Consider the following 12736-nt stretch of genomic DNA (forward strand, 5'->3'; position numbering starts at 1 on the left):
ATCACGTCGTGAGCAGGCCGGGGTCGTAGAGTTCCCCTGCCGGGATGGTTTCTGCGAGCCGGTTCGCTGCTCCGGGCAGGGGGCAGGCCCAGGCCGGATCATAGGCGCAGGAGGGCTGGTAGCAGAAGTTGAAGTCGAGTACCCAGGATTCTCTCTCTGCGGACCCGGGGGTCATTTCTTCCAGAGCCGCCCCTTTGATGCTGTCCAGCAGGTAACGTCCGCCTCCGTAACTGCCACCCGGCAGGCCTGAGCCGCCGTCCCGCAAGGGCAGGAAGAGGCCGCCTCCGTAACCGCAGTGCCGCCAGAGAGCCAGCTCGCCAAGTTCCGGGAGGTGCAGTGTGCCCAGCCGCTCCATGTTCGCAATCCCAGCGGTTCCGGTGAGAACTTCCAGCAGCTCGCCGCTCCCAGCCTCGCTGAACTGGGCTCGGACGCGATACTTCGGATCGCACGGGGCTACCGTGAGCCCCTGGAAATCCTCCTGAGCCGCGTCGGACAACGGTGAGGCAGGATGTCCGGCGAATAATGCATTCCGGGCCGTCACCCAGTGCTGGTGCGCCGCGGCCGGATCGGCCGGGAGGAGTTCCCTGACCCGCTGATAGATCGAGAAAACCCTTAACCGCCAATCCGCGGTCTGCTGCGCGGTGAGCAGGGGATCACTGTGCAAGGGGCTGCTCATCATGACTCGTCCTGAACGGCGAGCTTGAGCTTATGCGTCAGTGCGGCCAGCTGCTTCATCTCCTTGGGGCTGAGCGCGGAGCCGATCAGCCGGTGGATATCCTTGACGTGTTCCCGGCCGAGCTCGCGCTGCATCTGGCGTCCGGCCTCAGTCAGGCCGATCAGTACCCCGCGCCGATCGTCTTCAGCGATTCTGCGCTGCAGCAGTCCCTGGGCTTCAAGGCGTTCGACGAGCCGTGAGATGCTCGGCTGGGTCAGCAGGACATGCCGATTGAGTTCATGGAGGCGCAACCAACCATCCGGGCAGCGGGAGAGGGTATAGAGCACATCGTATTCGCGCATGCTCAGCTGCCGGAACACCGGGTTCTCCCGGAGCAGCTGCATCACAGCCACCTGAGACTGGAAAAGCGATTCCCAGGTTTGCACGCTGAGTCGCCGATGCTCGGCAGGGCTGAGCCTAACCCGACTCGGTCTTTTGCGTCCTGCTGCGGTTACGGCCCGGGGGCTCGCGGGAGGCTGGCTGCGGTTTAGATCGCCGGTGCTCATGCGCGGGCTCCTTCCTGTTCCTGGTTGCTGCTCTGCTGACCGGCTTCGTTGCTGTGCCGCGTGGCGAGTCGAGAGCTGTGCGTGGGGGCCGGAGGCACCGTTGCGGGGGTTCGTCTGCCGAATTCCTCCCGGAGCGCGGGCAGCACCTGATCGCCGAAGAGGTCAAGCTGCTCGAGTACTGTACTCAGCGGCAGCCCGACGTGGTCGATCAGGAACAGCTGACGCTGATAATCACCGAAAGCTTCGCGGAAGGTCAAGGTTTTTTCGATGACCTCCTGCGGGCTGCCGACGGTCAACGGAGTCTGCGCCATGAAGTCCTCCATAGCAGGGCCGTGGCCGTAGACCGGCGCGTTGTCGAAATAGGGCCGGATCTCCCGGAGGGCATCTTGGGAGTTGGGCCACATGAAGAACTGACCGCCCACGCCGACAATGGCTTCCTGCGCACTGCCGTGGCCGTAGTGCTCGAAGCGTTCCCGGTACAGTTCGATCAGCTGCTGATAGTGCTCTTTGGGCCAGAAGATGTTGTTGGCGAAGTAGCCATCGCCGTAGTAGGCGGCGATCTCGGCGATTTGCGGGTGCGGATGGACCCGTGCTAGACGAAAGGCGGAACGCCGCCAATGGCCGAGGTGTTGCGGTGAAAGCTTCCAGGGGTGTTCTGTGCTTGCCCTGCCAGTTGATTACATCTTCGTCCCAGAGCCGCCGTAGCAGGGCGTAGTTCTCCAGGGTCAGCTCCAGGCTGTTCTCCGGATGCTTGCCGAACCAGGGATAGACCGGCGCGGTGTTCCCGCGGCCTAGGATCAAGTCCACCCGGCCATCTGCTAGATGCTGCAGCATGGCATAGTCTTCTGCGATCTTCACCGGGTCATTGGTGGTGATTAGCGTGGTGGAGGTGGAGAGGATGATCCGCTCGGTCTGCGCTGCGATGTACCCCAGCAGGGTTGTCGGAGAGCTGGGGACGAAAGGGGGATTATGGTGCTCGCCGGTGGCGAAGACGTCTAGGCCGATCTCCTCGGCATGCTTGGCGATGCGCACCATCGCTTTGATCCGCTCGTGCTCACTGGGCATACGATGGGTCGTAGGGTCCGGAGTGACATCACCAACAGTGAAGATGCCGATCTGCATGCTGGGCTCCTTTTGTCACCTTTCACCATACGCTGAAATACATGCGTTTGCATCTATTGAAGCGCTGCGGCCGAGGGACTCAATGCGAGGAGCGGCGCCCCCGGACTTTAGGGACCGCTCCCGTGGTCCAGTCCCGGGAGGCGAAATCATCGGCATTGCGCGCACTGCCCGCAGGGGCACCTGCCGGTTCTGGAACCTGCTGCAATTGCTTGAGCAGCGCCCGGCGCTCCCGGCCGCCTTCCACCAGACGGTAGAGCACCGGTACCAGGATCAGCGTCAGCACGGTTGACGAGATCAGGCCGCCGATCACCACGATGGCGAGCGGCTGGGAGATGAATCCTCCGCCTCCGGTGATGCCCAATGCCATCGGGATGAGCGCACAGATGGTGGCCAGGGCCGTCATCAGGATCGGCCGGAGCCGGTGCCGGGCACCGTACTCGATGGCTTCAGCCACGCTCAGGCTCGGCAGCATGCGCTTCCCATCGGGCCCTGGGCGCGGTCTGCGCGCCTGATTGATCAGATCGATGAGGACGATGGCATTCGTCACCACGATGCCCACCAGCATCAGCATGCCGATCAGCGAGGGTAGCCCGAGTGGAACCCCGGTGAGCAGCAGCAGGCCCACCGCTCCGGTGGCGGCGAAGGGGATCGAGACCAGCAGGATGAGCGGCTGGATCAGGGACTTGAACGTCGCGACCATGATGATGTAGACAATCGCTATCGCCGCGAGCAGCGCGAGGCCCAGCTGGTTGAAGGAGGTGCGCTGGTGAGTGGCGACGCCGCCGAGCTCCGTGCTGGCTCCGGCCGGCAGCTGGAGGCCTTCGAGCCGGCGCTCCACCCCGGCGCTCAGACCGCTGAGGTCATCGCCGGTGGGCGTCAGGGAGACCCTGGCCGTGCGCTGGCCATTGCTGGAAGTGATGCTGCTCGGCACCTGGACCTGTTCAACGGTCGCTACGCTGGAAAGCGGCACGGATTGGGAGCCTGCCGGGATCTCGGCAGCAGCCAGGGCCGCTACCGAATCGAATCTGGTTCCCTCGCCGATCTGCACTGTGTAATCGGAGGCATTGAGCCGAACGGTTCCGGCCGGAACCGGGCTGACCGTGGCGGCGAGAGCACCCGCGACCTGCTGCTCGTTGAGGCCCGCAGCAACGACTTTTGCCCGGTCTATCGTGACCTGGACCACCGGTGTCGCCGCTGCCAGATTGCTCACGACATCCCTGGCCTCCGGGAGATCCTGCAATGCCGAAAGCACCGTGTCATTGGCCTGCTGGAGATCCTCCATATTACTGGCCCAGACTCGTACGTCCGCGGTGCTCAAGGTGCCCAGCCCATAACCGGAGGCTCGCAGCTGCAGCGTCCCGGCGCCCTGGATTTCCTCCAGGGCCGAGCGGACCCGGCTTTGCAGCTGAGGCTGATTCTGCTTCTCATCGGTCACTATCTGGAAGCTCGAGCTAGAGGCACCCGCGGAAACCAGCGAGCCGATGCTGCCGGAAGCGTTTCCGACAGTGACCTGCACATCCTGGATCCCGTCGATGTCCTGGAGCACCTGTTCGACCTGCTCCGCAGCATCACTGGTGGCCTGGAGCGAAGTGCCCGGCGGCAGCGTCTGGGTGATGGACATCGAATTCTCACCCGAGTCGCCGAGCAGGTTCTGCGGCAGCAGGGGAATGACCACGATCGTTCCGATCAGGATCACGGCACCGACGCTGAGTGTCAGCACGGGGCGGCGCTGGGTCTGCTGCAGAACAGGGAGGTAGCCGCGCTGCAACCAGCCCTGGCGCTCTTTGCGCTCGGCTTCAGCCAGTATCCGGGCCCGGTCGCCAGCCGCCGGAGCGCTGCCGTTCTGCGGAGAGTGTAGGAACCAGTAGGCGAGTACCGGAACGATGGTCAGGGACACCAGCAGCGAGGCGAGCAGGGCGATGCTGACAGTCAGAGCGAAGGGCCGGAACAGCTCTCCGGCCAGTTCGCCCAAAAAGGCGATAGGAGCGAAAACGGCCACCGTGGTGAGCGTCGAGGCCGTCACAGCGCCGGCGACCTCCCAGATCGCAGAAGTGATCGCGGTGAGTTTGTCCTCGCCGTAGCTCTGATGCCGTTTGATGTTCTCGATCACCACGATGGAGTCATCTACCACCCGGCCGATGGCGATCGTGAGCGCGCCCAGGGTCATGATATTGAGCGAATAATTAGTGGCCCAGAGCCCGATCAGGGTGATCAGCAGGGACAGCGGAATGGAGACCGCGGTCACCAGAGTGGACCGCACCGAGAGCAGGAACAGCAGGATCACTAGAACCGCGAACCCCAGTCCCAGAAGCCCCTCGGTGCCGAGATCGTTGATGGACCGCTCGATGAAGGAGGCCTGATCGAAGACAGAGGTGAATTGCACCCCGGAAACGATGCTGTCGCTGATACCGGGCAGCGCCTCGGTCACGGCATGGGAGACCGCGACGGTATCCGCCTCCGGTTTCTTCGTGATCGAAAGCGCCAGGGTGGGCTGCCCATTGGTGCGCGTGATGGAGGTGACTGCGTCATCCTGCAGGGAGACTTCGGCCACCGAACCGATGGTCGCCGGGGCGCCTTCGGGCCGGGAGCCGCTCAGCGGCAGGTCGCGTACGGCGTCCAGAGAGGTGATCGGGCTACCGACCTGCACGGAGAGCGAGCTGTCCTCAGTGGTGATGCTGCCTGCGGAGACCAGATTCCCGTTGTTCTTCAGCGCATCGCTGATCGCGGTGACGCCGACCCCCGCGGCGGCGAGCTTCGCCGGATCCGGGGTGATCTGCAGGTGCTGACCATTCGTCCCGGTCACTTCGACGCCCCGAACCCCTTCAAGTTTTAGGAGCTGTGGGACGGCGACTCGCTGCAGCTGATCGCCGAGCTCGGAAAGCGATTGGTCCGAGGAGACCGCGATGTAGCGGATCGGCAGATCGCTGACACTGCCGATCACGGAGCGGGGTTCGGCGGCATCGGGCAGCTGACGGCGCACATTGGCGATTGCCCGATCGACTTGATTCCGGGCCCGGTCCAGATTCGTTCCGTACGCGAATGTCAGGTTGATCGTGGAGATTCCGCTCCGCGAGGTGGCCGTGGAGGACTGCAGATTCTCCACGGCGTTGAGCGCGCTCTCCAGGGGCCGGCTGACCTGGGCATCGATCACCTCGGGGGAGTCTCCCGGCATCGAGGTGACGACGGTGACCTGCGGGAACTCGATGGAAGGAATGAGCTCCTGTTTGAGCGAGCCCATCGCGATCACGCCGAAGACCGCGGCGAAAACGGTGATCAAGGCGATGAGGGCCCGGTTCCCCAAGGACAGCACTGCGAGTCGGAACATCGTCAATTCTCCAAGAGCGTAGGACGCAGGGACCCCCGGCCCCGAGCCGATTTTCTGAGGGCTCGCTGGCTAGCGAGCCTGATAACTCAGTTTCAGCACCTCTGCGGTCTGGTTCAGAGTCTGCTGAGCCAGATCCGCGTCTTCATGAAGTTTGCTGCCGAACGTCGGAATCATCATACCCAGCTTGTCCTGCCACTGGGTCTTAAATTCCCTGGGGAAACACCGTTCCAGGAGTTCAAGCATAATCGGCACCGCGGTCGAAGCCCCCGGTGAGGCTCCCAGGAGCGCACTGATCGAACCGTTTCTGGCCGTAATGACCTCGGTTCCGAACTGCAATACTCCACCGGCTCGGGAGTCCTTCTTGATGATCTGCACGCGCTGGCCGGCGGTGATGAGCTCCCACTGGGAGCCGTCTGCTTCCGGGAAGTATTCGTGCAGCGCATCGACCTTGGCCGAACGGGACTTCAGGACTTCCGTGATGAGGTACTTGGTCAGACCCAGGTTGTGCCAGCCCGCCGCGAGCATCGGCACGATATTCGACGGCCGAATGGAACCGGGCAGATCCCAGAGCGAGCCTGATTTGAGGAAGTTAGTGGAGAACCCGGCATAGGGGCCGAAGAGCAGAGCCTTCTTGCCATTGACGTAACGGGTGTCCAGATGCGGTACGGACATCGGCGGAGCACCCACGGACGCCTGGCCGTAGACCTTCGCGTGATGCTTTTCGCTGACCTCCGGTGCGGTGCATCGGAAGAACTGCCCCGACACCGGGAACCCGCCGTACCCCTTGCCCTCGGGGATCCCGGAACGCTGCAGCAGCGGCAGGGCCCCACCGCCGCCGCCGATGAAGACGAACTTCGCGCGGATGCTACTGCTCTCGCCGGAGCCGCCGTGCTTGAGCTTGAGATCCCAGCGCTTATCGCTGGTCCGCTTCAGGTCGGTGACCTCGGTGCCGTAGTTCACTTCGACCTGATGGGTCGTGAGGTAGTTCACCAGCTCTTTGGTGAGTCTGCCGAAATCGACGTCGGTGCCCTCTGTAGCCCTGGTGGCGGCTACTGGTACATCATCTCGCCGGCCGGACATCACCAGGGGAGCCCATTGCGCGATCTTGGCCCGGTCCTCGGAGTATTCCATGGAGGCGAACAGCGGGCTGCTCCTGAGCGCTTCAAAACGCTTCTTGAGGTAGTCCACATGGCCCCCGCCCATCACGAAGGACATATGCGGAACGGCGTGGATGAAGTGTTCCGGTGCCCCGATCAGACCCTCGCTGACCATATGCGCCCAGAATTGCCGGGAGAGCTGGAACTGCTCATTGATCTGGATGGCCTTAGCCGGGGCGACATTGCCGTCTTTGTCGATGGGGCTGTAGTTGAGCTCGCAGAGCGCGGAGTGACCGGTACCGGCGTTATTCCAGGGGCCTGAGGACTCCAGGGCGAGTTCTTCGAGTCGTTCGAAGAGGACAATGGACCAATCTGGCTGCAGCTGCCGGAGCATCGCTCCGAGCGTAGCGCTCATGATGCCGCCGCCGATCAGTACGACGTCAGCTTCCTTGGTCTGTGAAATGAAGGTCACGATTCATCTCCGATGCGATGCCATAGGGGGTAAGTTGCGCCTGCAATGTGAAGCTAATGCCCGTGATCGATTCATAGCCGGGGGATGCTCCGGTCGGGTCTACCGGGCATGGCCACAACATCGTGGAGCACGCCCATGAAGCGTATCGCGAGGCGTGGTTCCAGGCCTAAACGAGACGATCTGAAGCCTTCTGAAGGGCGGTCAGGGCCGGATCTTGATGCTGGTGAAGACCTCGTTGAGGACCGGGCTGATGGGGAAGTCCGAGACCTTGGGCGAAAGCGCCACCGCGGAAATCGGGAAGGCGATGGGGATAGCAGGTAGGGATTCTGCGAGGTCCCGATTGAGCTCCTGATAAGCCGCGCTGCGTTCAGGGCCGGCCGGAAGGGTTCTGGCCTGATTGACCTCGCGGATCAACTGCGGGTCTTTGAAATTAAGGGAGGCATTGGGGGCACCGAAGAGGGGCCCCAGGAAGTTATCCGGGTCTGCGTAGAGGCCGTTGGTGCCCAGCAAGAACAGATCGCTGCCCTGCCCTTGGCTTACCTGGTTGAGATAGCCTTTGGACCACTCAATGGGCACGGGTTTGATATTGAACCCGACCGCGGTGAGCTGGGCAGAGATATCCGCATAGATCTTCTCCGGCACCGGCAGGTACGGGCGGGTGACATCCAGCGGGTAGTAGAATTTGAGCTCCTCGCCTTGGTAGCCGGACTCAGCCAGCAGGCGCTTGGCCTCGGACTGGTTGTAGCTCGGCCCTGATACCTGGTTATTGAACCCGCTCAGCTTGGGCGGGATGAACTGGCCAGTTTTAGCCGAACCATCGAAGAAGTAGTTCTTGACCAGACTCTCTTTGTCGATGGCCATTGCTGCGGCTTGGCGGACATCAGCATCGGCGAGTACCGGATTGCTCTGGTTGATGCCCAGGTACATCACGGAGAAGGGATCCCGTTGGAGCACCTGGAATCCGCCGCGGACCAGTGAGTCCAGATTAGCGGTGGTCACCGAGTCGTAGCCGTCGATATCCCCGCGCAGCAGTGCCTGCAAGCGGTTCTGCGCTTTGGGGTAGGCGATGAATTCGATGGTCTCGATCTGCGGCGGAGCACCCTCATCGGTTCCCCAGTAGCCAGGATTCTGCACCAGGGTCACGGTGCTGCCTTCCCAATTGGAGAACTGATAGGGGCCGGTGCCCACCGGGCTCAGGCCGAACGCCGAGACCGCAGTACCGCCCACGGTCTGGTCGAGGACATCGGCGGTCTTGTCTTTCAGCGCGGCGGGGGAGGCGATGCCGAAGGCTGGGCTGGTCAGGGCGTCGATGAACCCGGTCAGCGGGGAACTGAGGGAGACCATCGCGGTCATCGGATCCGGCGCGGAGCAGCCCTGATATACGGAATTGCCGGCGTCATTCGCGAAAGCCTTGAAGACATTCTGAAAAGCCGTTGGGAACCCGGTGGTGCCGCTCTGCCCGGACCCGTTCTGCGCGGGATAGTTGAACCAGCGCTCGAAGTTCGCGCACACTGCGGCGGCGTCGAAGGCAGTGCCATCCTGGAACTGTACGCCTTCCCGCAGCGCAAACTGGTACCCGTCCCCCTCTTCCAGAGATTTCCAGGAGGTAGCCAGTGCGGGTGCGGCACTGCCGTTATTGGGGTCGACGGTCACCAAACCTTCGAAAATCTGCCTGGTGATCCGGAGCGAATCCAGATCGTCGCTAGCCAAAGCCGGATCCAGGCTGCTGGGAGTCGCGGCGGTACCGAAGCTGAAGACAGTTGGGGCTGGAGTGCTGCTTCCCGTGCCCGTGCTGGTGCCAGTGTCATTGGCATTCGGCACGGTAGTGCAGCCGGCGAGGCCCAAGGCCAGAAGTCCGGTGGCTATCCGGAACAGGCCTGTTCTAGCACGCACGCGGGCCTCCATCCTGCAAGATACCCATCCTCGAAGAGCACCGAGGACAGAGAAGATCATGAGCCGACGGTCGGCCCAGAAACGAAATACGATTTATCTAGTATAGACGGGCGGGGCAGCTTTTGGCTTCCGCGGACATGCGACCCGGCCCTACTCTCAGCTTCGACTGAGGAACCGCTAGGCAAAAACTGATGTTTTCGAGGTTCTGCCTCAATGGACTAGCGTGGAGCCATGGCGATCAGTAGCCCACCCGGTTCCGCTGCGATCCGGGCAGCGAGTCTTGCCGCATTGTTCCTGACCATGCTGCTGACTTTGTCCGCCTGCGCCTTGGGGCACGGTTCGACCGCAGCGGGTTGGCTTTCGCCCGGCGGCGCTTCTGATAATGGCTCTGCCGGTAATTCTGCTGATAACGGAGCTGCTGCTGAAGCGGGCAATGAAGCGGACGGCGATGCAGAGGATGATACAGAGGCAGCGGATCCAGAGCCGCCATTCCTCCTGGGGGATCCCCAGGCGAGCCAGCTGATCGTGCTGATCGGGGACTCCATCTCCACCGGCTTCCAGACCTCCATCGCCGATTCCTGGCCCAATGTACTGGTTCAGGAACAAGCTGACGAGGGCAGCCCGGTGCGTCTGCGAAATGCAGCCGAAAACGGCGCAGGTTATCTGGTGCCGGGTGAATATGGGAGGGACTTCGGGGAGCAAGCAAGCAGCGCTCTAAGCCCCGACGCCTCGGTGGTTTTGGTCTACGGCTCGGAGAACGACATCGGCATGGATCTTTCCGATATTCCTGAGCAGATGAAGCAGATCGCGGAGGAGGTCTCGCAGCGCGCGCCAGCGGTGAAACTGGTTTTCGTCGGGCCGGCTTCCTACTCAGAAGATGTCGACCCTGAACTTCAGGCCGTCCGTGACGAGATAGCACAGGGGGCACAGAATCTCGATGCCCTTTTCCTCGATCCGATCGAGGAAGGCTGGATCATGGGCCGCGAGGACGAATTGATCGGGCCCGATGGAACCCACCCGTCAGTGGCCGGGCATCAATATCTAGCGAAGAAGTTCGAAGCCTTGTTGGAACCACTACTGCAAACGCAGGTAGCTGTTTGAGTGAAGTAAGTGCGCGAGGCGGGACTCGAACCCGCACGTCCGAAGACACCAGAACCTAAATCTGGCGTGTATACCAATTTCACCACTCGCGCTTGCCCAGCTCGCAATGACGAGCACATAACAGTGTAGTAGTTATTCAGGGTCAGTAGCTATTCTGGGGCTTTGTTGGCACTGCCGCGACGTTAGTGCCCCAGAGTCGTTCAGGCGTCGTCCAGCCCCAAATCTCGCCGCAGCTTCGCGACATGCCCGGTGGCGCGGACATTGTATTGCGCTAGTTCCACTGTCCACTCCGGGCTGAGCACGAAGGTGGAGCGGATCAGGCCTTCGTAGGTCTTGCCGTAGTTCTTCTTCTCTCCCCAAGCCCCGTAGCTCTCTGCCACGTGGTGATCCGGATCAGAGAGCAGCGGGAAATTGAGCGCCTCCGCCTCGACGAAACGAGCCAGCTTCTCCGGCTGATCAGGGGAGATGCCTATCACCGCATAGCCCGCAGACTTCAGGGAGTTCAGATTATCCCGGAAATCGCAGGCTTGTTTGGTGCAACCTGGAGTCGCCGCGGCCGGATAGAAGTAGATGATGGTCTGCTGCCCGGCGAATTGCACTGAATCGACCGTCTGGCCCGTGGCATCGCTGAGACTGAAAGCAGGTGCAGTATCTCCTGGGGATAACCGGAAGTTAGCGGTTGAGGTATTCATCATGGCTCCTGTTCGCTTGCTTTTCCCAGCGTACCTAACGCTGCATCCGCCGGGGGAACGGTCTCCGCTGCCACCCGGTGCTGTTCGATGCTGCCGAACCGGCCCTGGCATTATTGCAACCGGCATTGTTGATATTTACTCCAGATGATTCGGCATGATGCGTGATTTTTCTTCACTAGGCGGGTGAATAATACCGGTTATTCGATAGAGTGGTGACAAGGAGTACGCCTTAAGTGTTATTCGGTCATCAGAATGATCGGATTCAACTGGGCTCGGTGCTATGGGGGCGCGCTGGCGGGGTACCGCTGGGTAATCCAGGGGTATGCGGGCTGCTTCCATCGAACCGCACCGACCTGGGTGGGTCTATGAAGATGACGAGGAATGTGATGACATTGCCGGAAGCAAAGGCATTGGTACGTAGGCGCGGCACCAATCTGCCGCGTATGGGGGATTTTAATCTGTCCGTAATTCTGGACGCTATCCGGCGCAGCCCAGATGGCTTGAGTAGGGTGGAGCTTGCTGGGATCGTGGGCCTCGCGGCGCAGACGGTATCCAATATCTGCCGCCGTCTCCTGGATCAGAAATTGATCGTCGAAGCCGGTAAGTACGGCAACGGGCCGGGTAAACCGAGGACTATCCTCAGGCTAAACCCGAGTGGTATGTACGCTCTGGGGGTGCATCTGGATCCGGCGGAAACAACATATGCACTACTGGACTTGACCGGCGCGGTAGTTGCTCACCGGGCGTTGCCCACCGCTGAAGGGCCGAAGGCGGTGATCGCTCAGATCGCCAAGGAGACCGAGTCCATCGTCAAGGAATTCCAGGTGCCCCGGGCTAAGATCGCGGGCCTCGGCGTTGCCTCACCAGGACCTATCAACGGCCCTGCCGGCGAAGTGGTCGACCCGCCGCATATGCCGGGCTGGGGCAAAGTCGAGCTGCGAAAAGAGCTCAGCGAAGCGGTTGACTTACCGGTGATCCTGGATAAGGACGTCACCGCAGCAGCGGTCGCCGAGATCTGGTCCGGTGGCCAGTCCGGTGCGGGTAGCTTCATTTTCGTCTATATGGGCACCGGGATCGGCTCGGGCATTGTGCTCGAAGATGAGGTGGTCCGGGGCAGTTCGGGTAACGCGGGTGAAGTCGGGCTCTTCATCACCGACCGTGAGAGCACCAGGGAAGTCGACGGCTTCCGCGGCCGGGTCAAGGGCAGTTGCATGCCGGAAGATATCGTCACCGAGGCCGTTGAGGCCGGCGTGAAGGCATTGAGCAAACTCAAGAGCGCTTCGCTGCAGGAGCAGATGGCGGCACTCGCCGAGGCTGCGCAAGCCGGTGATGCGGCGGCGCGGGAGATCATGGATCGTACCTTGGACCGTTTCGCCACGCTGCTGTCGGCGCAGGTGAACTTGCTGGATGTCGATCATGTGGTTTTCGGCGGCCCGTACTGGAAGTATTTCCAGGATCTTTTTCTGGCCGAGCTGCCGGCCCGGCTTGCGGACTTCAGCGCGACCACGAAAGTGCATAGTCTGAAAGTTATGGGAACCGCAGTGCCCAAGAACGTCGGCGCAGTCGGCGCGGCCTGCCTGGTACTGGAGGAGAGTTTCGGGCCGCATGCTTCGTCCCTGATGCTCGCGGCCAACGCCTGAGCCAGACGCCGCACTAAGCCTGCTGAGAGTGGGGCTCCGGAACCGGAGCCCCACTCTCAGCGCTTTCCGGCCGGGCGTAAGACTCTGACTTATTGTCGAAATCTGTTGCCTTTGGTCCAGAGCCTTCTTAGGATCAGAGAAGAACTACAGTGCCCCGCTTCGCTTCGGCACTG

Annotated in this window: 8 protein-coding genes, 1 tRNA gene and 1 pseudogene; 2 read left to right on the forward strand and 8 right to left on the reverse strand. The window is 61.9% G+C overall.

Annotation, left to right across the window (positions count from 1 at the left end; translation table 11 throughout):
- Window position 1 precedes the first annotated feature (1 nt).
- The 6 genes and pseudogenes from C501_RS0103445 to C501_RS0103470 form a co-directional block, all read right to left on the reverse strand.
- Entirely contained in the window at window positions 2–679 is a 678-nt protein-coding gene (locus tag C501_RS0103445; protein ID WP_018134233.1) for a DUF1684 domain-containing protein, read from the reverse strand.
- Window positions 676–1221 (reverse strand): MarR family winged helix-turn-helix transcriptional regulator, encoded by a 546-nt coding sequence (locus C501_RS0103450; protein WP_083906527.1) that lies wholly within the window; start codon window positions 1219–1221, stop codon window positions 676–678. The genes C501_RS0103445 and C501_RS0103450 overlap by 4 nt, the downstream gene beginning before the upstream one ends.
- A pseudogene (locus C501_RS12385) lies at window positions 1218–2343 on the reverse strand (CE1758 family FMN-dependent luciferase-like monooxygenase). The gene C501_RS0103450 and the pseudogene C501_RS12385 overlap by 4 nt, the downstream one beginning before the upstream one ends.
- A gap of 79 nt (window positions 2344–2422) precedes the next feature.
- Complete coding sequence (locus tag C501_RS0103460; protein WP_018134237.1) at window positions 2423–5668, reverse strand: efflux RND transporter permease subunit; 3246 nt, start codon at window positions 5666–5668, stop codon at window positions 2423–2425.
- A gap of 69 nt (window positions 5669–5737) precedes the next feature.
- Entirely contained in the window at window positions 5738–7237 is a 1500-nt protein-coding gene (locus C501_RS0103465; RefSeq protein ID WP_018134238.1) for a malate:quinone oxidoreductase, read from the reverse strand.
- Between the two features lie 201 nt (window positions 7238–7438).
- Window positions 7439–9130, reverse strand: coding sequence for an ABC transporter substrate-binding protein (locus C501_RS0103470; protein WP_245532393.1), 1692 nt, complete (start codon window positions 9128–9130; stop codon window positions 7439–7441).
- A 231-nt stretch (window positions 9131–9361) separates the two neighbouring features.
- On the opposite strand from C501_RS0103470, the gene C501_RS0103475 reads away from it, so the two are divergent.
- Window positions 9362–10231, forward strand: a complete 870-nt coding sequence (locus C501_RS0103475) for an SGNH/GDSL hydrolase family protein (protein WP_018134240.1) — start codon at window positions 9362–9364, stop codon at window positions 10229–10231.
- 10 nt (window positions 10232–10241) lie between these two features.
- Here C501_RS0103475 and C501_RS0103480 read toward each other — a convergent pair.
- A tRNA-Leu gene (locus C501_RS0103480) sits at window positions 10242–10323 on the reverse strand.
- 108 nt (window positions 10324–10431) lie between these two features.
- Complete coding sequence (gene bcp / locus C501_RS0103485; RefSeq protein WP_018134241.1) at window positions 10432–10926, reverse strand: thioredoxin-dependent thiol peroxidase; 495 nt, start codon at window positions 10924–10926, stop codon at window positions 10432–10434.
- Window positions 10927–11366: 440 nt separating this feature from the next.
- On the opposite strand from bcp, the gene C501_RS0103490 reads away from it, so the two are divergent.
- Window positions 11367–12563, forward strand: a complete 1197-nt coding sequence (locus C501_RS0103490) for an ROK family transcriptional regulator (protein ID WP_043568102.1) — start codon at window positions 11367–11369, stop codon at window positions 12561–12563.
- The last annotated feature ends 173 nt before the right edge of the window (window positions 12564–12736 follow it).

The organism is Acaricomes phytoseiuli DSM 14247 (assembly GCF_000376245.1).
GTDB lineage: Bacteria > Actinomycetota > Actinomycetes > Actinomycetales > Micrococcaceae > Renibacterium > Renibacterium phytoseiuli.